This is a genomic window from Paraburkholderia elongata (assembly GCF_013177735.1).
GTDB lineage: Bacteria > Pseudomonadota > Gammaproteobacteria > Burkholderiales > Burkholderiaceae > Paraburkholderia > Paraburkholderia elongata.
On record NZ_WOEZ01000292.1, the window covers coordinates 12,864 to 33,541 of the forward strand.

Genomic DNA, 20,678 nt, shown 5'->3' on the forward strand with positions numbered 1-20,678 from the left:
ACGCGGCCCTCCCGCCGCGCTTCCTCACGATTTTTCATGATCGAAAACGCACATGATCCAGAAAAAATTAGTCATCCTGTCGAGTCTGATTGCAACGCTATCCGCATGCGGTGGCAACGGCTCATCGACGCCAGCCGCGACATCGGCGGCTATACCTGTCCCCGCTTCGGTGACCGCCGCTCAGTCGGGCTACAAGATTTCGGTTTTTGCCAAGGCGCCCGGCACGCTTCTGCCCGACGATCTCGTCCAGCACGGCAGCAACATCTTCGCCATTGCGCAGGACAACAATAACAATCCGGACGGAACAACCGTCGCCGGTACGTCGCCGCAGAGCCAGGTGATCGAGTACGATCTGAACGGCAATGTCGTCAAGACGTTCAACATACCGGGGCACCCGGACGGCATCATGGAGTTCGATTCGCAGACGGTGTGGGTCAGCACCAATGAAGACGCGAACCCGCTTCTGATCGTGATCGATACCTCGGCCAATACCCAGACAACGCTCGCGCCCGACGTTACGCCGGCACATGGTGGCGGACTCGATGACATGAAGAAGCTCAATGGGGTGGTGTATGTGTCCGCATCGCATCCCACATTGGGAGCCGCTACTGTAACGGCGCCTAAAGGCGTGAGTTCGGTGCCGTCGGCTTACACCGTCACCCTGAATCCGGACAACAAGACGTTTCATCTGACGCCCGCTCTGATGGGCAATGCGACAGCGACGAACATTGCAACGAATACGCAAGTCACGCTTAACATGACCGATCCGGATTCGATGGCGATCGACCCGGCCGGCGACGTGGTGGTCGATAGTCAGGCTGACGCCGAACTCGTGTTCCTGAAGAACCCAGGGGCGAGTCAGTCGGTGAGCGTGTTGCCGCTTACGTTGTCCGGCAACGCTGCACCGGTGGACGACACGCGTTGGGCACCTTCAGGCAGTTCGTTCATGCTGCTGTCGGACAATAAAACTCAGTTGATCTATCGCATCGATGCAAGCGCTGGCTTTACGGCCGGAACGGCGTACACCTCCGGCCAGGGCACGCTGTTGCAGCTCAACACTTCGACGGGGGCAATGACACCGATCTATACCGGGATGGGTTCCCCGCACGGAATGATCTTTGTAGGCCAGTAGCCGGCCCGCTGCTGTCCATTCGGCGCACGCGATGCAGTGCGCTGGATGGACAGCCGAATGGGGGTTCTTCGATGTACGCGATCGCTACCTTCATTGCTTCACCTCGCTAAAAGGGAACATGACGATCGAAACTCATTTGAAGGGAGCCTTCTCCGGTTCAGCTGCATACCTGTCCCGGATCGCGTTCACGCAGTGAGTGAATCGCGTGCGGAAACCAACGGGATCGACGCTCGGCGGTGTGAGTCCATCCGAAGTAACTTTTAATCCATTGGACGTACGGGTGACATCAAGATCGAAGGAACTGCCCGGCTCGTCCTCGAGAATCACCGTCTCGCGCACATCGTGGCTCTCGGAGCGGATGATCGCCTGGCATCCCTGGCGAAGCCCGCCCGGAGCATGAGCGTTGCCGCTGCCCGGGGCGATGTTATCCGGAGCGGCGCCGTACATCCGTAGTGCTTCGAATTGGGCAGGTGTCCCGGCGGCAACGAATGCGACGTCGGCCTCTGATATCCCGCTGCTACAACCGGTTACCAAGCTGGAAATTGCAGCCAGCATGATACAGGCGAAAGCGCATCGGAGACTTGGTGTGTCGTGGCGTAGCATGGTTGATCCAGAAAATCGCGGTACGTGTTGGGTAGCGAGTTATCGAAAATGAACGTCAACAGAGAACAGCTCGGTCAAGTCCGCGCGCACCGTGCAGCGGCGCCCTGTTTCAGTCGTGTTGATGCTGATAAACAGCTGCTTCAACTGATCTCGTTTAGCACTCGGGTTCATGAAGCGAACACTCTCGATCTGTGCGTCGGTGATGTTGTCAGGAGCAGACAGAACCGGACTGCACTGGAGGCTGATCGATTGTCCGTTGTATTCGCTAGCGATTCCAGTTGTTGTTGCGTCATCAATACCTTTTACAACTGTTGAGCGATCAATCCGGACCTCATAGAGATCGTGCGCAAATGAACCTGTCGTGACGCATAGTTCGGCAGACTTACCAACGTGATTGGTGATGTTCACGATACTGCACGTTGCCTTGCCCGGAAGTGGGTCGAGCGTTGGGATACCAGCCGTAGGCGTCGCAGCGTAACCGGAAACGTCAATGAAGGCGACTGAGGTAACAAAAACGCTGAGCGACGCAATTAATTTTCTTTTCATTTGTATTCGATTTGGGAGATATTGAGCAGATCGCTCAGTTGATCGCAGCCGTGATCGCGCTCCAGAAGCTCGCGTCTTCGTCACCCAGGGCCCACATCGACACGCCTGCAAGATCGAGTGTCTTCGCGAACTGCGCTTTCACCTGAAGACCCTGCGCCGTCTCGTACCAGACCTCATGCGCGCTGCCGTCCGAAGCGGTGTAGCTGATATGAGCGGAATTGGTTGTGGCATCCCACTGCGGGGTCGCGCCGGTTGAAACGAGCAGCGTCGGCGTGTCCTTATACGCAACCGAGGTACCTGAACCAGCAGTCAGGTTCCAGTCATATCCATAGGCCGGCAAGCCCAGCAGTATCTTGTTCGCCGGGATCTGGGTAGCGGCGTACTGCAGCGACGCCAGCATCCAGTCGCTACCCGCGACCGGTCCCGGAGCCCGGTTGGGAACGGTTTCGTCGTAGGTCATCACCTGGATCAGGTCTGCGCTCCGGCCTAGCGCCGCATAATTGTATGGCCACGTCCACGTATTGGTTGCATCGTCACTCGTCTTGGCCGGCACGCTCAGTAACAAGGTGGAGTGGATGGCATGTAACTGGACGGCCAGGTCGGTGACAAAGCTGGTGTACGCGTCGCGGTCTGCGGGATCAATGCCTTCGAAGTCGAGGTTGATGCCGGTGAGGTTTGCCGTCTGGGCGAGCGCGACGATATTCTGGAGGGCGGTGGCACGGTTGGTCACCAAGGCGCCGTGGGCAATGACCGGATCAAAGTCCGTCGCACCGAAATTGGAAATGCTGGCATACGACGCCCTCCCCGCAGCCAGGTCGCTGGAGAGGAGATTCACAGGAAGCGCCCCGCTTAGGGTGCCGTCAGCCGCCACCAGGACGACGTCCATCGACACGGCGGTGATCGGTGTGGCAGCGGCTGTGGCGGAGACCATGGAGTCGCTGCTGCCGGTAAAGTATCCGAGTACCTGTTTGGCCTGCGCGGAGACCGGCGTGGATGCGGCGGGGGCACTGACCGCTGGGGTACTGGCCGCTGGAGCATTGGCAACTGGAGCGCTAGCAGTTGGGATGGAGGTGCTTGTCGCCGACGTGCCGCCACTGCCACCGCCACATCCGAATAGTGCGAGCGTGGCGCCGACAGCGCAGATCAGACTGACTACTTTCATGGCGGCCCCGTTAGACTCGTTCGTAGACGAAATTAACGGTCCGTTGAGCAAAAACTTGAATCCGAGGGAGAAACGGCGCTTCGTGACTGGCAAGGCTGTTCCGCGACGCAACGGCCAGCCGGCGACGAAAGTCATCGACCTCGGCTGAGCCTGTTCGATCACAGCAGGGGTAACGTAAGTCTGATGTGCTCCGCGAATACCGTGGTCAGGTGGGAGGGACGCTCCCGCTCGAACTTTAGGGTAATGCCTATGGTGGGCAACGGCGGAAGCGCAGGATCGCCATTGAGTATAGAGAGATCCGGGGCGACGGCAGTCTGTGTGATGACGGCAATGGCCTGCCCCGAGCGGACGAGAGCCGTGAGGCCGGCAAGACTGCTGCTCGCATAGGCGATTCGGTAGGCCCTGCCTGCGCGTTGCAGCGCTTCGCGGGCCGCAACGTGGTCGAGCGTGTCCGGATCGGAAAGCGCCAGCGGCAACGGGTCGAAGTGCGCGGAATCCAGCCCCGGATAGCCAACCCAGACCAGCGGTTCGCGGCGAATGATGTCGTCATTCGGGGCATCCTCCGGCAACGAAATCATGGCAAGGTCCAGCGCATGCATCTCCAGTTGTTCGAGCAATCGTGGGGTGGGGGCGCAAATCACCTCCACCAGGGCATGCGGGTGCTGGCTTGAGAACTGACGCAGTAAATGCGGGAGGAAAACGGCGGCGTAGTCGTCCGGGCAGCCGAAGCGAATCGTCCCCGACAACCCTTTACCGGAAAGATCGGCCATCGCCTCGTCGTGCAGTCGCAGAATGCGTTGGGCGTGGATCAACAGGCGTTCGCCGGGATTCGTCAGCACCACCCCACGACCCGTGCGCTGGAACAGTGGCTGTTCGACGATTTCTTCGAGGCGCTTCATCTGCTGACTCAGCGCAGACTGCGTTCGACCGATCCGGTTGGCCGCACGACAGAGCGCCCGAACTTCGGCAACGACGATAAACGAACGCAGCAGATCGATTTCGAGTGAAAGACTCAAGATATTAGGCTCGCTTCTATCTTCCATAAGAACTATTCGATTCTATGAAAGCAGAGAGCCATCTAGACTGCAAGTTATTCTCGCGACTAACCAAGGAGAAGCAAGGTGTCCCGGAACGACGATGCAACTTTTTGGCGCAACGCCAGGCAGCACCTCATCCGCTATGGCGGCACCTTCGAGCCGATGATCATTGAGCGCGCCCAGGGCAGCTTCGTCTATGACGCGGACGGCCGCGCGATCCTGGATTTCACCTCGGGGCAGATGAGCGCGGTGCTTGGGCACAGCCATCCGGAGATCGTGTCGGTTATCAACGAATACGCCGGCAAGCTTGATCACCTCTTCAGCGGAATGCTTTCGCGACCGGTGGTCGACCTGGCGACCCGGTTGGCCGACATCACGCCTGACGGACTCGACCGGGCACTGTTGCTCAGTACGGGCGCGGAGTCGAACGAGGCCGCCATTCGCATGGCGAAGCTGGTCACCGGCAAATATGAAATCGTCGGTTTTGCGCAATCCTGGCATGGCATGACGGGGGGCGCAGCATCCGCAACCTACAGCGCCGGTCGCAAGGGCGTCGGTCCGGCAGCCGTCGGCTCCTTCGCGATCCCCGCACCGTTCCGTTACCGGCCGCGTTTCGAGCGCAATGGTGAATACGATTACCTGGCAGAACTGGACTACGCCTTCGATCTAATCGATCGTCAGTCCAGTGGCAATCTCGCCGCGTTCATTGCAGAGCCGATCCTCAGCTCCGGCGGGATCATCGAGCTGCCGGAAGGCTACATGGCCGCACTGAAGCGCAAATGTGAGGAGCGCGGCATGCTGCTGATCCTCGATGAAGCGCAAACCGGAGTAGGACGCACGGGCACGATGTTCGCCTGTCAGCGCGATGGCGTCACGCCCGACATTCTCACCCTGTCGAAGACGCTGGGCGCCGGCCTGCCGCTCGCGGCCGTCGTGACCTCCGCACAGATTGAGGAGCGGGCCCATGAATTGGGTTACCTGTTCTATACGACCCATGTGTCCGATCCGCTTCCCGCCGCCGTCGGTCTGCGGGTGCTGGATGTGGTCGAGCGCGAGGGGCTGGTTGCGCGTGCGAACCTGATGGGCGAGAGACTCAGGCGCGGCCTTCTGGATCTGATGGAACGCTTTGAGTGCATCGGCGACATTCGCGGAAGAGGGCTGCTTCTGGGTATGGAGATCGTCAAGGACCGCCACACGAAGGAGCCGGCGGATGGGCTTGGCACAAGGATCACCCGCGAGTGCATGAACCTGGGGCTCAGCATGAACATCGTGCAGTTGCCCGGTATGGGCGGTGTCTTCCGGATCGCCCCTCCGTTGACCGTTCATGAGCATGAGATCGACATGGGCCTGGAACTGCTCGGGCAGGCGATTGAGCGTTCGCTGTAATTACCTTGGTGTCCGTTGATGAGCGACGAGCGGCCGTTCGATAGTCTGCTTTGAGGCCGCGATCGCTACCTTCATTGCTTCGCCTCGCTAAAAGGGAACATGACGATCGAAGCTTATTTGAAGGGGGCCTTTTCCGGTTCAGCAGCATACTTGTCCCGGATCGCGATGAGCGTTGCCGTTGCCCGGGGCGATGCTATCCGGGACGGCGCCGTACATCCGTAGTGATTCGAATTGGGGCGGCGTCCCGGCTGTAACGAATGCGACGTCGGCCTCTGATATCCCGCCGCTACAGCCGGTTACCAGGCTGCAATTCGCAGCCGACATGATGCCGGCGAAAGCGCTTCGGAGACTTGGTGTGTCGTGGCAGATTCTTTAGATAAATAGCAAGTGGCGCAGGGCCGGCTAGCGGAGGTTCGTCAAACCGACCACGGCGGCCCGCGTGTCACCACCCCGTCTACGGAAGCTTCAAATTCATTACACGTATAGCGCTCACTCAATACAGACCATAAATAACTTTTACTTTCCGATTTTCCGTCGCGCCGCCATTGTGTGAACCATACAGCCGGTCTATAGCCACAATTCATGCGCTGCGCAGCAGCATCCATGGGAAACGTGGCTTTCTCTTCACATGACGCTTTCTTAAGATTCCTTAAGAAATCGCTCGGTGATCGTTGTCGATCAAGAGCGGAAGAATTTTTAGTACTCAGGCCGATCCCGAGACCGACGGTCAGGCCAATAAACGGAAAGGAGACAAATCGATGGCAAAGTGCTTCATGACCTTGATGTTGCTCACCGCGGCCGCATTGGCCGGCTGCGGAGGTGGAGATAACGTCAGCGGACCGACACAGCCGAAGCTACTGACGAACATCGCCGTGCCCAATGCTTCGAGCCCACCATTCAGTTTCGACATCGGCTACATCGAGGCCGGCAAGTATTATCTTACCGACCGCAATAACAAAGCAGTCGATGTCGTGGATACCAAATCGAACACGTTGATCGCACAGATCCTGGGACCATTCATCGGCGCCGGCGCCACGACAAACGAGTCCGGTCCCGACGGAATTGTAGGCATCACCGGCACGAACACGATCTATGTCGGCGACGTCGACTCAGTCAAGGTGATCGATACGGCTGCGCAAAAGACGGTCAACACAATTACCATCAGTAATTCCGGATCGCGCGTCGATGAGGGCTGCTACGACCCAGATGATCATCTCGTGATGTACACGAGCCCCGGAGACTCGCCGCCGTTCGTCACGTTCATTTCCACGCTGACACAACAGGCGGTGGTAAAGCTTCCTTTCAACGGCTCGTCGGGACTCGAAGCGTGCACCTATGACCCTGCCTCGAAGAGCTTTTTGATCAACAATGACGGGACCTCCGCCAATCCCAATGGCGAGCTCGATGTCATCACTGCCAGCTCGGCGGTGGCGGGAAGTCCTTCTGTCAGCAAGTCGTTTCCACTAGGGAAATGCGGACCGGCGGGAATCGTGCTTGGCCCGAATAACGACGTGCTCATTGGATGCGATCCACCGGCCGGGAACCCCCTCATCACGCTGATCCTCGATCGTACGAGTGGCGCAATTCAAGCCACCGTGCCATTTGGCGGAGTGGATCAGGTCAACTACGATCCGGCTTCCAACCGCTATTTCCTGCCGGCCCGGCACTACGTCACGAGCGGTACCGCTGCCGCGTCAGGATTTAGTCCGCAGATGGGCGTAATCGACGGCGCGTCACGGCGGTTGCTCTTTCAGATTCCTGTCGGCACCGGCGCACATTCTGTCGCCATCGACAGCACGCTCGGGCAAGTGTATGTGCCCTTCCAGGCCGGCGCGACAGGATTCCCCAACGGCGGCATCTCCGTGTTCTCGACCCACTAGTCTTGCCGATGTGAGTCGTAGTCTAGCGGGCCAGATTGGATGACGATTGCCGCAGATAGGTCTCAACAATGGTTGGATGGGCGCTCCCATCAACGCTCCGCGATCCGGTGGGTTGCCGGTCCGGAGCGCCGGTGGTTCACGCGTATTCCTGCTTCCATTGCCGATAACGCCGCTTTGGCTCGACGAGATCGAGCCAAAACGTGGCGCTCGATAGCTCGCTGCGAGGCAAGCCACCAGCAAAAGATCCTATTTGCGCGAACGGAACAGTTTGACGACTGTGCCCGGATGACCGGCCGAATCAGCGTACGGTGCGCTGCGCTCGGCCTCATCCGCCGCCTCGTAGCTTGCGAACAGCTGGCACACGGCCCCCGCGTCGAGACAGCCATGTAGCAGCTCGCGGAACTGGTGGTCGCAGAAGCGCTGCGCCACGTCAGCCAGCAGGCGCAGATGCGTGGTATTTGCCCATTCCGGGACTAGCAGGATGACCACGTCGCTCACAGGTTTCCCATCTGGAGCATCGAACGGAATCGGCTTCGCGGGCCGGACATAAAACGCCATGGCGTGGCGCAGCATTTTGATTTGACCGTGCGGAACGGCGACGCCCTGGCCGAGGCCAGTCGAACCTAGCGCCTCACGCGCCATGAGCCCCGCGGTCACGCTTGTTGCCGGCAGACCATAGTGTTGTTCGAAGAAGCGGCCAAACCGTGCGAAAAGGGTCTCACGGTCCGCTACGTCCAAGCCAAGCAGAACATGTTCCGGAGAAAGCAGTTGCGCAACGGTGTCCCCTTTTGCTGCAGATTCAGCTGGATCATCCGGTGAATCGACGCGCGGCTGGGGCTGGGCATGCATCAAATCCCGCCAGGCGTCGGTTGGCGCGTCGGGGATTTCAAGCAGTTGCCCTACCTCCGCAGCCGGCGCCAGATGCGCGAGCCGTTGAATGGCCCCGTTGACCGCGTCCTTGGGCAGATAGAGCGATAGCCGCACGCGGCCTGTTCCGTGCAGAGGCGCGACGCGAATGGTCCATTGCTGATCGCCGCAGTCTCGGATCAGCGCCTGGCGCAAGGGTGTGGCGTGTTGGGCGTCGAGAGTAACGCGCATCATCACATTGCGGCTCGGCGCGGACCGCGATTGGCCGTGGGGCGATGCTTTACCCAATCCAAAAAAACTCCGCAGACCAACCAGTGCGCGTGTCATGCCGGCCCCCTGTCCGTTGTTTGTTATCAGGCTACGCGAATCGGCGTTAACCTGGCATAAAAATCGCTGCTATCCGCAGACAGTTTTGCTCGACATGTGCGCGTGTCAACACTTCAGCCAAATCGCCTGCATGACATCGGTGCAGGACGCCATGCAGGCGGATCTAATCATGCAGGCGCTCCATAACGCCGGCGTAGTTCGAGATTGACAGCGAGCACATTCACCAGCGGGTCGCCGACCAGCCCGCCGATCGGCGCATGCTCCTGCTGATGCAACACGGCATTGATCTCACCGCGCACCATCGCCGGGTCACGCTTCGTATCCTTGGCCCACGCGGCGGCTACGCGATCGAGCTGGTAAGTCGCGTTGGCCAGCGTGATGTCCGGGTCCAGTCCCGACCCCGACGTTGTGACGAAATCGCCGGGCACTTCCTGCAACACCACATCCGGGTGATCCTGGCGCCACGTGTCGAAGAAGATCGACTGAACGTCCGCGCCGTCCTTCACGGGTTCGATCGTGGTGACGCTCTTGCCATCGCTGCCGGTGCGCGTCACGCTCGACGGAAACTGCCCGGGATGCTCGGCCGAGAACCTTTCGAAGAACACCACGGCCAGATCAGCCGCCTTGGGGTTCGGCGTAGCGGGATTCGCCGCTATCCATTTCTTGACCACCGCGGGATGTTGCTTCGTCCAGTCGTCGACATACTTGCCGTGTGACGGATCTGCGTTGACCCATGCCTGCGCGAGACTGTTATGCGCGTCGGCCCATTGGGCGACGATATGCGGTTGGCCGCCCGCATGATCTGCCTGGAACCAGCTTTCCACATCGGGGGCAACGAGTTGTCCTGCTTTCGGTCCACCGGCATAGCGTGCGATCGGCCCGAGCAGCCGGGCGACGCGGTCGCGCAGCTGATAGTTCGACGCGCTGAGCGTAGATGAACCCGAAGCCGACGCGTCATATGACACCGCCGACGGACGCGCCTGGAAATACTCGTCTTTCGTAAACGGTTGCGCGATCAGCAGCGAGCCGACCGGCTTGCCGTCAGGGCCGTCGACGATACTGCCGTTCGCCTGGAATGGGAAGGCAGTCTGACCGATGATCCACAGCACCGCAGGATAAACGCCGCAGACAAGGACAGTAATGAATCCCAGCAGCCACAGACTCTTTGACAGATAGCGCAGCATGGCTTTCTCCTTCTTGCGCGACTGTTATGCGACCAGATGCAAGCCGACCATGACCACGTCGATCAGCTTGATGCCGGCGAACGGCACGATCACGCCGCCCAGCCCCCAGACCAGCAGGTTCCGCCGCAGCAACGCGTCGGCGCCGAGCGCGCGGTATTTGACTCCCTTGAGCGCAATCGGAATCAGCAGGGGAATGATCAGCGCGTTGAAGATCACCGCCGACAGAATCGCCGAAGTGGGCGAATGCAGATGCATCACATCCATCGCGCCGAGCCATGGCAGCGTACCGGCAAAGAGCGCGGGAACGATGGCGAAGTACTTCGCCACGTCGTTCGCAATCGAGAACGTGGTGAGCGCGCCGCGTGTCATCAGCAGTTGCTTGCCGATTTCGATCACTTCGATGAGCTTGGTCGGATCGCTATCGAGATCGACCATGTTGCCGGCTTCCTTCGCGGCCTGGGTACCCGAGTTCATCGCCAGTCCGACATCGGCTTGCGCCAATGCCGGCGCGTCGTTGGTGCCATCGCCCATCATCGCGACGAGCTTGCCTTCGGCCTGCTCCTTGCGCAGATACGTGAGCTTCGCTTCCGGCGTCGCCTCGGCAATGAAGTGGTCGACGCCCGCGAGCCGGGCGAGCGTCGCGGCAGTCAACGCATTGTCGCCGGTGACCATCACCGTATAGAGGCCCATCTTGCGCAAATGCTGGATACGTTCGCGGATGCCCGGCTTCAGAATGTCTTCGAGCACCACGACACCCGCAATCTCGTTGCCGTTCGCCACCACGAGCGGTGTAGCGCCCTGGTCGCCCGCATGCTTGAGGAGCGCAGCGAGTCCATACGGCACCTCGCCGCCGAGCTGCTGAACGTAGGCAATCAACGCATCCGGGGCGCCTTTGCGGATCACGCGTCCATCCGGCATGTCGATGCCGCTCATACGGCTCTGCGCGCTGAACGGGATGACCTTTGCGTCGTGCGGTACGCCGAGCGCCGCATAAGGCACCAGCGACGACACGACCGTCACGATGCTCTTGCCCTCGGGCGTCTGGTCGCCGGACGAGGCCAACGCCGCGAGGCGCTTCAGTTCGCCCTCGTCGTAAGCGCCGACCGGCATGAAGGCGGTGGCGCGACGATTGCCTATGGTGATGGTGCCGGTCTTGTCGAGCACGACGGTGTCGATATCGCCGGCGACCTCGACGGCTTTGCCGCTCTTCGCGATGATGTTGGCACGCAATGCCCTGTCCATCCCCGCGATGCCGATCGCGGCAAGCAGCGCGCCGATCGTCGTCGGAATCAGGCAGACGAGCAGTGCAACGAGCGTGGGGATATCGGTGCCGAGACTATGAAGCGGTTCCGAAAGGCCGAGATAGCTCGTCATGTATTGCTCGGCGTTCAACGCCATCGGCCACAACGGCACGACGACGATCAGAAAGATCAACGTAAACGCAGACAGTACGAGCGTAAGAGCGATTTCATTCGGCGTGCGCTGGCGCACCGCGCCTTCGACCAGCGCGATCATCCGGTCGAGGAACGTCTCACCCGCTTGCGCCGACACGCGCACGGTGATCTCATCGGAGAGCACGGTGGTGCCGCCGGTCACGCCGGAGCGGTCGCCGCCCGCGTCGCGAATCACCGGCGCGGACTCGCCGGTAATTGCCGATTCATCGACCGACGCCGTGCCTTTGATGATTTCACCATCGCTCGGAATGACTTCACCCGAGCACACGATCACAAGATCGCCGCGTTGCAGTTTGATCGACGAGACGGTCTCGCGCGAACCGTCAGGACGCAGGCGGTAAGCGATGGTGTCGCGCCGTGCGCGCCGCAATGCATCCGCTTGCGCCTTGCCACGCTCTTCGGCGATGGCAGTCGCGAAGTTCGCGAACACGACCGTCAGGAAGAGCCAAACGTCCAGCGCAATGAAGTAAGTGAGCGGCGCCTGGCTATGCGCGGCGCCCATCGCCATCTGGATGATGAAGACGAGCGTCAGCACTGCGCCGATCTCAACCACGAACATCACTGGATTCTTCCACTGGATGTCGGGCCGCAACGAGACCAATGATTGCCGCAGCGCCGCGCGCACCAGCGGCGAGGTGAACAACCCGCCGGTCGCCGATTTGCGCGGCGGACGGGGGCCGGCCGTCATCCCGGCTGCCGGTCCATGCGCGACTTTTGCTGTTTCCATGATGGATGCTCCTCGATCCAGTAACGCAGCCAGTTCAATAGCGATAGAGGCGTGCCGGCTATCCGCCGAATGGAATCGGTCCGAGATGCTCCGCAAGCGGTCCGAGCGCGGCGACCGGCAGGAACAGCAGCGCGCCGACGATCATGATCGTGCCGAGCAGCAGGAAGCCGAAGGTGGCGGTGTTATCGCGCATCGTGCCGAGCGTGGCGGGTGCGGCTTTCTTGCGGCCCAAATAGGCCGCCATCGCGATCGGCGCAACGATCGGCAGATAGCGCGAGAACAGCATCACGAGGCCGGTCGCCGTATCCCATTGCACCGCGGTCGGTGCCGGACTCGGGTTGCTGTTCAGGCCGTAAGTGGTTGCGAGTCCATCGAACGCCGACCCATTGTTCGCCGACGCCGACGAGAACTGATACGTGATCTCGCTAAAGCCATGTGCACCCGGGTTGGCTTCTGCCTTGGTGCCCCAATCGCTCGCAGAGAAGAGGCCCGTCGGACCCAGGATCAGGATCGGGTGCACGAGCAGCGCAATCATCGCGAGCTTCATCTCACGCGCGCCGACCTTGCGCCCGAGATACTCGGGCGTGCGGCCCACCATCTGCCCGGCAATGAACACGCCGATGATCAGGAACAGCAACAGATTGATCATCCCGACGCCCTTGCCGCCGAATACGCAATTGATCCACATGCCGATCAGGGGCGAGAGGCCCGCCAGCGGATTCAGACTGTCGTGCTCGGCGTTCACGGCACCGCATGTCACATCGGTGGTGATCGCGGCGAAGGTCGCGCCCGCCGACGTGCCGAAACGCAGCTCCTTGCCTTCCAGGTTGCCGAGATGCTGCTCGACCGGCAAGCCGGGGAGCGGCGCGATTGTCAGCGTACGATGTGCGCCCGGCAGCGGATAGCTGCGCGCCACCGGATGCGCGGTGAAGGCGGCGTTCGGTTGGAGCGTGTCCCAATACACCGCCCAGGCGATCAGCCCGATCATCATCGACAGCATGACGCTGTAGATCACCACCGCGTGCCGCAGACGGCCCAGCATGCGTCCATACATCAGCACGAGCGAGAACGGGAAGATCATCATCGCGAGCGTGGTGACGAAGTTCGAGCCGGCACTCGGGTTCTCATACGGATGCGCCGAATTCATGCCGTAGAAGCCGCCGCCGTTCGTGCCGAGCATCTTGATCGGAATCACTGCCGCAACCGGACCGACGATCAGCATCTGCTGCTTGGGCTGGCCGTTGTCGGCGGTACCCATCGCGGCCGGCTCGAGCGTCGTCACCTGCTGGTCGCTCGCATACGTCATCGGCATGCCCTGCTGGATAAAGATCACGCCGACGATCAGCGCAATCGGCACGAACATGTAGACCACGACGCGCCACATGTCGACGAAGAAATTGCCGACCAGCTGCTCGCCGCGCAGCGCACGAATGATCGCCGTCAGCGCGCACAGGCCGACCGAAGCCGACAGAAACATGTTCGGCAGGATGAAAAAGATCTGACTGAAATTGGAAAAATGTTGATCGCCTGAATAGTGTTGCAGGTTCGTATTGGTCATGAACGAAATGACCGTGTTGAAGATCGTCGACGGCGCCAGCATGCCGCGGCCCAGCGGATTGAGCGGCATCAGCGGTTGCAGCGACAGCACGACGAAGCCGAACACGAACAGCGCCGCGTTAAAGACGAGCAGCGAAATCGTATACTGCTTCCAATCCTGCGGGCCGCTGTCGAGCTTCGACTCGAACCAGCGCAACGGACGCGGCGCATGGAATCGGCCATCGAGGATCCACGCCATGTACCGGCTAAGCGGAATCGAAATGGCGATCGCCGCCACCAGGATGAGGATCGGTAGAGTCCACATGAGCTTCCCCTTCCACGCAGAAGGACAGCAGATTGCGTCGCGCGCCGTTCAGAACCATTCAGGCCGAACGAGTGCGACGAACAGATAGATGAAGGTCAACGCAGAGACCGCAGCAGCGAGCCAGGCCATGACGGTCTCCTCAGATCCTGTCGCACGCGTCGACGAACGCGAGACAGAGCGCGAGACTACCCACTCCAAGCACGAACATGAGCGGCAGCCAGATCAATAGATTCATGACGATCCCCTGATTTTCGTGGACGACACCGTGCCGCGCCGAGGCGGTGGCGGCGGTGCCCCAACCTGTTTTGTCAGGTTTGCTAAAGGTATAGGGCGCGGCGAATAAAAATGTCGTAAATCCGGATGTGTCGGAGAACCACATGACCGGTCCGATTCCATATTGATGAAATGTTTACGCATCCGGCTTCTTTTCTGTTGGCAAATTGACGCGCGCCGCCCTGCAATACAGATGGGCCACATTAGTTTCCTGGGTGGCTCCCGGACGTGGACACCCGGTGATCATTCGGTCCGATTGATTGGCCCATTGATCAACCAGTTAGAACCGGCGTCCGGTAGTTGACGGAGGCGACATGCTCACGAACGCGAACCTGCAGACTGGTTTGTTCGTCATTGTCCTGCTCATCCTCGTCAAACCGCTGGGCCTCTACATGGCCCTAGCCGCAGAGGGTAAGGCGCCTTTGCTATCCCGCATCGGCGGTCCGTTCGAAAAGCTGATCTATCGCGCCGCCGCTATCGACCCCACGGTCGAGATGAACTGGAAGCGCTACGCCGTCGCGTTGCTGCTACTCAATTTCCTTGGCGCGCTCGTTCTGTATCTATTGCAACGCGCGCAAGCCTGGCTGCCGCTCAATCCGCAATCCTTCCCCAACGTAAGCGCCGACTCCGCATTCAACACGGCGATCAGCTTTGTGACCAATACCAGTTGGCAGGGCTACGCAGGCGAGACGACGATGGGGTATCTGGTGCAGATGCTCGGCATCACGGTGCAGAGTTTTCTGTCCGCGGCGAGCGGCATCGCCGTGCTACTTGCGCTGATCCGCGGTTTTGCCCGCCGTGGCGCCCAGACGGTAGGCAATCTGTGGGTCGATCTGACGCGCTCGACGCTCTATATCCTCCTGCCGCTTTCGCTGCTATTCGCGGTTGTGTTCATAGGGCAAGGCGTCATCCAGAACTTCGTTGGCTACCGGCAGGTGCAAACGCTGCAAGTGACCACGTGGCAGCAGCCGAAGCTCGACGTGCAGGGCAATCCGGTCCTTGACACGGCAGGCCATCCGGTTAAGGAGACGTTGACCACGCAGCAGCAGCTTCTGCCGATGGGGCCGGTCGCGTCGCAGGAATCGATCAAGCTGTTAAGCGGCGACGGGGGCGGATTCTTCAACGCGAACTCGGCGCATCCCTACGAAAATCCCACGCCATTCACCAACTTCCTGCAGATGCTTGCCATCCTGCTGATTCCTGCGGGGCTTTGTTATACCTTCGGCGTGATGGTCGGCGACCGGCGACAAGGATGGGCCATGTTAGCCGCGATGATGGCCATGTTTATCGCAGCGGCCGCGATCACGATCCATGCTGAGCAGAGCGGTGGCGCACAACTGACAACGGCCGGCATGGAATCCGGAGTGTCGATACTGCAACCGGGCGGCAATATGGAGGGCAAGGAGACACGCTTTGGCGTCGTCAGTTCGGCGCTCTATGCGGCCGTCACGACAAGCGGTGGCGACGGCGCAGTCAATACGATGCACGACTCGTTCGCGCCGATCGGCGGCCTTGTGCCGATGGCGCTGATGCAGACCGGCGAGGTGGTCTTCGGCGGTCCGGGATCGGGTCTTTTCAGCATGATGGTGTACGCGATGCTGGCGGTGTTCGTCGCGGGCCTGATGATCGGGCGCGCGCCGGAGTATCTCGGCAAGAAGATCGATGCCTACGAAATGAAGATGGTCGCTGTGGTGATTCTTGTCACACCGTTCCTCGTGCTGGTCGGAACCGCCATCTCTGTGTTGCTGCCGGCGGGACTTGCCGGAATCTCGAACCCTGGCGCGCACGGCTTCAGCGAGATTCTTTATGCGTTTTCATCGGCGGCGAACAACAATGGCAGCGCCTTCGCGGGCTTGTCAGCGAACACGCCGTACTACAACACAATGCTCGCGCTGGTGATGTGGTTCGGACGCTTCGCGGTCATCGTGCCGGTGCTCGCGATCGCCGGGTCGCTCGCCCCCAAGGTGCGACGCGTGCCCGGCCTGGGCACGCTGCCGACACACGGTGTTCTGTTTGTGGGTTTGCTTATCGGGACGGTTGCCATGGTTGCGTCTCTGACTTATCTCCCGGCGCTTGCACTGGGGCCGATCGTCGAACAATTGACCATGAATGCGACCCACTAGCCAGGCACCTGACTTGCTAAGGTCGCGCGGCCGCCGGGACGATCGATTTCTCTTTTTACGCCTGGTGCTCAGTCCCTGTGTGGTTTTTTCGCGACTTCCGCTCGACCCGGATACGACAACAGGCACGTCCTGCAAGCCTCGGCAAGGCGATCGAAACACTTCATACAAAAGACCCGATTTGCACTCGCGGCGAGCTTGGATAGCATAAGGAAACACGTCAGCGTCCCCAACGTTCGGCGTGTGTGTTTGTTCGCCGCAGCATCGTCTGCGGCTTTTTTTGCCTCGTGAAGAAGGCATCGGTCGACTTGCTGTTCGGAGCATTATTCTCGGCCACGTTTTTCGCGTTGGGAAACCCGACTATTCTTGCCGCGTCGCCCCAACCGTCAAGAAATCTGCCCCCATATCAGGATGGCCACAGCAATCTCCGGACGGACGACGGCATCAACCGCCCGACGCTACCAGGCTTTCGCGGCGCGGAGGGTTTGGGCGGCGCGATCTACTACTTCCGCCCTGATTGGAGCGTGGGCGGAGCCTATATGTACATGAAGGGCAACGATGTGCTGAATAACAATCACGCGCATCAGATCTCCGCGGTCCTTGACCATACGCTATCGAGGCGCACCTCTGCGTATCTGATGTCGGTCTATCCGCGCACCAACGCCGGTGCACAGGCGCGGATCAATGGGATTAACGACCCGAACGGCTCGCGAGCGGTCCGTGAACACTAGCAGCCGAAAGCCGTCACTCGCCGTATATCATCAAGGCTCCGTGCGAACCCAAACACACAGGAGAACACCTTGCAGGAAAGTCGTCTTTGTCTATATGCCGATGCTCAGTTTGCAAGCCCCTACGCCATGTCGGTTTTCGTTGTTCTTAACGAAAAGCGATTGCCGTTTGACCTATCGACGGTGGATCTCGGGAATGATGCCAATCATGAAGCGAGTTATGCAGCCAAGTCGTTGACGCAGCGCGTTCCCACGCTGACGCATGGGGACTTCACTTTGTCGGAATCGTCAGCAATAACCGAATATCTCGATGATACGTTTCCGGAAACGCTCGTATATCCACAAGATAAATTTCTTCGAGCGAGGGCGCGCCAGGTGCAAGCCTGGCTCCGCAGCGATCTGATGCCCATCCGACAGGAGCGCTCGACAGAGGTTGTGTTCTACGGATCGCAAGGAGCGGCGCTTACGCCAGCAGCCGAAGCAGCGGTCCAGAAGTTGTTTTATGTAGCTGAGGCTTTGCTTCCCGGAGATACCGCAAATCTATTTGGAACGTGGAGCGTAGCCGATACAGATTTGACGTTAATGCTCAATCGCCTCATCCTGAACGGCGATCCGGTACCTACCAGGTTAATTGCTTACGCTACGCGTCAGTGGGAAAGACCATCTGTGCAGCGATGGGTTAATTTGAACCGTCCTCCGCTTTGAACGGGCGAAACCGATGTCCGCTGTCCATCACAGGAGCACGAAAATGGCGCTTCTCAGCTTGGTCCGGTTCTCTGCGTGGGTTGCCTTGACGTGGTTGCCTTTCGCCATTGTTTCGCCACACATCGCCCTGGCAGACGAAGAGTTGGACACTAGCGCCGGCAAGAACGCCCTCGCGTCGGAACCGAAACTCAATTGGGCCGATCGAGTTCGCCAGGCCAAAGTGCGAGAGGGCGAACCGATCGTCCTGATCGTGCATTCGGCAAAGGACTGCGTTTTCTGTCGACGCTGGGAAGGTTCATTAGGCGGAAAAGGCGATTTTGAATCGTGGGCCAAGACTCATCCAGACGTGCATCTTTTCATTGTGGAACGTGAGGCCATTGCAGTTCCCGAAACTCTCGACAGCTATCCACCGGTTGTACAGTGGCTTTTCGAGCGGCGACAGCGACTAGACAAGTTGTCGCCCGGGACTCCAACGTTTGAAATCTTCGTTCGAAGAAAAATAATCTGGCAGTCGTATGGCGTGCACTCGTGGGATCGAGATGTGTTTCCGGCACTGAAGGATCTGGACAGTCGTCGCTTGCCTTCAGGAGCCGAATAAATATCAGTGCGGTGAAAGGGACGGGCGTGACCGGCGGGAAGGAGGATGCTCGTACAAACGTGCACGTTCGGGCGTAAGACCCGGACGTGCGCCGTTGCCCATGCGATATTTACTGGCAGGCTTTCCCGTGATCGGCGTGGAAACCCTTTGCTTTTGCATCCGCCTCAGTCATGTATGCACCAGTCTTCGTCTTGCCGTAGTACTTGTCGGTCGGGCAATGGTAGACCTTGGTGCTGGTGTTAACCCAGACCTGGCCGGGGCCGCCACCGGCTGCTGCCGGTTTTGCGCTGCTCGCCGCGGTCGGCGCGACCGGAGCGGCAGCAGAGGCTGCGGTTGCGGCTGCGGGCGCGCTAGCGGCCCCTGCTGCGGCACCCGATGCGCCGTACCACGTCTTGACGCCCTTATGACCCGCGCAGGCGCCCTTTTTTGAAGCGCCCGAATAGGACGTGCCGTCCTTGCAAAGGGCTGTCGATCCGGCCGGCGCGCTAGCCGGGGCCTGCGCATAGCTAGCAGTTGCAGCGAGCAATCCGGCCGCCACTGCCATGGAAAGAAACGGTGTTTTCATCGCTGATCCTGTAGGTGTGAGACGAGGTAGTGTCGATCAGTGTCGCGCGACCGCACGCCACTGTTCGATATAACGCGACGTCCGACCATCCCGCTGACAGGTTCAGGTCTGCAACATTGTTAATTTTTGCAAGATCAAACCGGCAGCCGCGATTCAGCTGGTCCTCGGCCAACGCCACGGCGTCAACGCCAGCCGCAATGCGAACCGGGCACGATGGGTCGTTCGCCGCACGCCACACGGCCTTTTCATCAATAAACCGGGGCTTGCTGGATTGGTCGCCCCTCACGGCGATGCACGTACCCGGTGCGTCGCCGGTCGCAGCATGTTCTGGCTGCACCATGACATGCATCGCCAATCGTTTGCGGGGTGCATAACAACGCGCGCGATGCCCGCGGAATCAACCCGGCCCGATGCTTGCTTTTATGCAGGCAAAACATTTCCAAGCTACCGGGACCAAACCATGTCGAATCCGCTCGAAATCGTCGAACTGACGCATCACGTCAGGAAGCTCGCGACGGGGAAAATCTCCGATATCAACGACATCAATCGCGAGACCACTTTCCTCGCACTCAACGCCTTGATCGAAGCGGCGCGCGCCGGCAATGCGGGCCGTGGATTCGCAGTCGTGGCGAATCAGGTCAAGCATGTGTCGGCACGGATCGGCGAAATCACCACGGTGCTCAATCGCGAACTCGCCGGCTCGCTGACCAAGCTGACCGATCTCGGAGACAGCATGATCGAACGGCTGCGTTCGCACGAGGGTCAGCGTTGCGCCGATCTCGCGCTGAATATGATCGACGTGATCGACCGCAATCTGTACGAGCGCTCATGCGACGTGCGCTGGTGGGCCACCGATTCCGCGGTGGTCGATTGCCTCGCCAATACGAGTGCCGAAACGCGGGCGTATGCATCGCGCCGTCTGTCGGTGATTCTCGACAGCTATACCGTGTACCGTGATTTATGGATCATCGACGCGGCAGGCAATGTGGTCGCGAACGGCCGGCCGGATATGTATGCGGTGCACGACCGCAAAGTCGCTGAAGCCAGCTGGTTTCGCGATGCGATGAAAACGCCTTCGGGCGCGGACTTTGTTGCGGGCGATATCGAGGCGCTGCCGCTTCTGAAGCACGCGCACGTCGCGACCTATGCGACGGCGATCCGTGAAAACGGCGCGGTCGACGGCAAGCCGCTCGGTGCGCTGGTGATCTTTTTCGATTGGGCGCCACAAGCGTCGGCCGTCGTAAAAGGCGTGCGGCTCACGGAGGAAGAATGGCGGCGCACGCGTTGCATGATCGTCAACGCGTCGCATCGCGTGATTGCGAGTTCGGACGACAAAGGCGTGCTCGATGAACAGTTCCGTCTGAATACCGACGGCCGTCCAGCAGGCTTTTATCAACTGACTGATGGCCGCACCATATCGTTCGCCGCCACCCCAGGCTACGAGAGCTATCGCGGCTTGGGGTGGTACGGCGTGATCGTGCAGTCACCTCCGGCTTAAGCCTTCGCTTTGACTCTCGCGGTTG

At 60.0% G+C, this 20,678-nt stretch carries 21 protein-coding genes; 9 read left to right on the forward strand and 12 right to left on the reverse strand.

All coding sequences use genetic code 11. From position 1 onward, the window contains the following. Positions 1 to 52: 52 nt before the first annotated feature. The gene (locus GNZ13_RS47285) at positions 53 to 1,132 is read left to right on the forward strand and encodes a hypothetical protein (RefSeq protein ID WP_172178002.1); all 1,080 of its coding nucleotides are present in this window, start codon (positions 53 to 55) and stop codon (positions 1,130 to 1,132) included. 132 nt (positions 1,133 to 1,264) lie between these two features. Here GNZ13_RS47285 and GNZ13_RS47290 read toward each other — a convergent pair whose 3' ends face one another. The 3 genes from GNZ13_RS47290 to GNZ13_RS47300 all read right to left on the reverse strand — a co-directional run bounded on the left by GNZ13_RS47290 (position 1,265) and on the right by GNZ13_RS47300 (position 3,212). Then, on the reverse strand, positions 1,265 to 1,687 hold the full coding sequence (locus GNZ13_RS47290; protein ID WP_172178004.1) for a hypothetical protein: 423 nt from the start codon (positions 1,685 to 1,687) through the stop codon (positions 1,265 to 1,267). Between the two features lie 87 nt (positions 1,688 to 1,774). Beyond that, the gene (locus tag GNZ13_RS47295) at positions 1,775 to 2,281 is read right to left on the reverse strand and encodes a hypothetical protein (RefSeq protein WP_172178006.1); all 507 of its coding nucleotides are present in this window, start codon (positions 2,279 to 2,281) and stop codon (positions 1,775 to 1,777) included. 34 nt (positions 2,282 to 2,315) lie between these two features. Continuing rightward, a complete protein-coding gene (locus tag GNZ13_RS47300; RefSeq protein WP_172178008.1) occupies positions 2,316 to 3,212 on the reverse strand; it encodes a glycosyl hydrolase family 18 protein in 897 nt (298 codons plus the stop codon). Here GNZ13_RS47300 and GNZ13_RS47305 point away from each other — a divergent pair. Then, the gene (locus tag GNZ13_RS47305) at positions 3,211 to 3,591 is read left to right on the forward strand and encodes a hypothetical protein (RefSeq protein WP_172178010.1); all 381 of its coding nucleotides are present in this window, start codon (positions 3,211 to 3,213) and stop codon (positions 3,589 to 3,591) included. The genes GNZ13_RS47300 and GNZ13_RS47305 overlap by 2 nt on opposite strands. Before the next feature lie 10 nt (positions 3,592 to 3,601). On the opposite strand, the gene GNZ13_RS47310 is transcribed toward GNZ13_RS47305, so the two are convergent. Further along, complete coding sequence (locus GNZ13_RS47310; RefSeq protein ID WP_172178012.1) at positions 3,602 to 4,486, reverse strand: LysR substrate-binding domain-containing protein; 885 nt, start codon at positions 4,484 to 4,486, stop codon at positions 3,602 to 3,604. A gap of 78 nt (positions 4,487 to 4,564) precedes the next feature. Between GNZ13_RS47310 and GNZ13_RS47315 the strand changes: the two genes are divergently transcribed. Continuing rightward, entirely contained in the window at positions 4,565 to 5,866 is a 1,302-nt protein-coding gene (locus GNZ13_RS47315; RefSeq protein WP_172178014.1) for an aspartate aminotransferase family protein, read from the forward strand. Positions 5,867 to 6,537: 671 nt separating this feature from the next. Further along, entirely contained in the window at positions 6,538 to 7,746 is a 1,209-nt protein-coding gene (locus GNZ13_RS47320; protein WP_236002507.1) for a YncE family protein, read from the forward strand. A 246-nt stretch (positions 7,747 to 7,992) separates the two neighbouring features. Here the strand turns inward: GNZ13_RS47320 and GNZ13_RS47325 are convergent, their stop codons facing one another. The 6 genes from GNZ13_RS47325 to GNZ13_RS47350 form a co-directional block, all read right to left on the reverse strand. Then, entirely contained in the window at positions 7,993 to 8,808 is an 816-nt protein-coding gene (locus GNZ13_RS47325; RefSeq protein ID WP_236002508.1) for a PTS sugar transporter subunit IIA, read from the reverse strand. Positions 8,809 to 9,107: 299 nt separating this feature from the next. Further along, the gene (locus GNZ13_RS47330) at positions 9,108 to 10,124 is read right to left on the reverse strand and encodes a potassium-transporting ATPase subunit C (protein WP_172178018.1); all 1,017 of its coding nucleotides are present in this window, start codon (positions 10,122 to 10,124) and stop codon (positions 9,108 to 9,110) included. A gap of 24 nt (positions 10,125 to 10,148) precedes the next feature. Next, the gene (gene kdpB, locus GNZ13_RS47335; RefSeq protein WP_407945712.1) at positions 10,149 to 12,305 is read right to left on the reverse strand and encodes a potassium-transporting ATPase subunit KdpB; all 2,157 of its coding nucleotides are present in this window, start codon (positions 12,303 to 12,305) and stop codon (positions 10,149 to 10,151) included. A 58-nt stretch (positions 12,306 to 12,363) separates the two neighbouring features. Beyond that, complete coding sequence (kdpA, locus tag GNZ13_RS47340) at positions 12,364 to 14,166, reverse strand: potassium-transporting ATPase subunit KdpA (protein ID WP_172178020.1); 1,803 nt, start codon at positions 14,164 to 14,166, stop codon at positions 12,364 to 12,366. A 48-nt stretch (positions 14,167 to 14,214) separates the two neighbouring features. Continuing rightward, entirely contained in the window at positions 14,215 to 14,295 is an 81-nt protein-coding gene (kdpF, locus tag GNZ13_RS54525; RefSeq protein WP_074286152.1) for a K(+)-transporting ATPase subunit F, read from the reverse strand. A gap of 10 nt (positions 14,296 to 14,305) precedes the next feature. Beyond that, entirely contained in the window at positions 14,306 to 14,545 is a 240-nt protein-coding gene (locus tag GNZ13_RS47350) for a hypothetical protein (protein ID WP_172177971.1), read from the reverse strand. Positions 14,546 to 14,753: 208 nt separating this feature from the next. Here GNZ13_RS47350 and kdpA (GNZ13_RS47355) point away from each other — a divergent pair, with 208 nt between their 5' ends. From kdpA (GNZ13_RS47355) to GNZ13_RS47370, 4 genes are all read left to right on the forward strand, one after another. Continuing rightward, entirely contained in the window at positions 14,754 to 16,562 is a 1,809-nt protein-coding gene (gene kdpA, locus GNZ13_RS47355) for a potassium-transporting ATPase subunit KdpA (protein WP_172178024.1), read from the forward strand. 284 nt (positions 16,563 to 16,846) lie between these two features. Beyond that, positions 16,847 to 17,290, forward strand: coding sequence for a porin family protein (locus tag GNZ13_RS47360; RefSeq protein ID WP_172178026.1), 444 nt, complete (start codon positions 16,847 to 16,849; stop codon positions 17,288 to 17,290). 69 nt (positions 17,291 to 17,359) lie between these two features. Continuing rightward, on the forward strand, positions 17,360 to 17,992 hold the full coding sequence (yfcF, locus tag GNZ13_RS47365) for a glutathione transferase (protein WP_172178028.1): 633 nt from the start codon (positions 17,360 to 17,362) through the stop codon (positions 17,990 to 17,992). 43 nt (positions 17,993 to 18,035) lie between these two features. Then, on the forward strand, positions 18,036 to 18,590 hold the full coding sequence (locus GNZ13_RS47370) for a hypothetical protein (RefSeq protein WP_172178030.1): 555 nt from the start codon (positions 18,036 to 18,038) through the stop codon (positions 18,588 to 18,590). Positions 18,591 to 18,699: 109 nt separating this feature from the next. Here GNZ13_RS47370 and GNZ13_RS47375 read toward each other — a convergent pair whose 3' ends face one another. Next, entirely contained in the window at positions 18,700 to 19,155 is a 456-nt protein-coding gene (locus GNZ13_RS47375; protein WP_172178032.1) for a hypothetical protein, read from the reverse strand. Next, positions 19,097 to 19,504: a hypothetical protein gene (locus GNZ13_RS54530; RefSeq protein ID WP_407945713.1), complete on the reverse strand. Its 408-nt coding sequence runs from the start codon at positions 19,502 to 19,504 to the stop codon at positions 19,097 to 19,099. Before GNZ13_RS54530 ends, GNZ13_RS47375 begins: the two co-directional genes overlap by 59 nt. A gap of 111 nt (positions 19,505 to 19,615) precedes the next feature. Here GNZ13_RS54530 and GNZ13_RS53690 point away from each other — a divergent pair, with 111 nt between their 5' ends. Beyond that, positions 19,616 to 20,653, forward strand: a complete 1,038-nt coding sequence (locus tag GNZ13_RS53690) for a methyl-accepting chemotaxis protein (RefSeq protein ID WP_172178034.1) — start codon at positions 19,616 to 19,618, stop codon at positions 20,651 to 20,653. The last annotated feature ends 25 nt before the right edge of the window (positions 20,654 to 20,678 follow it).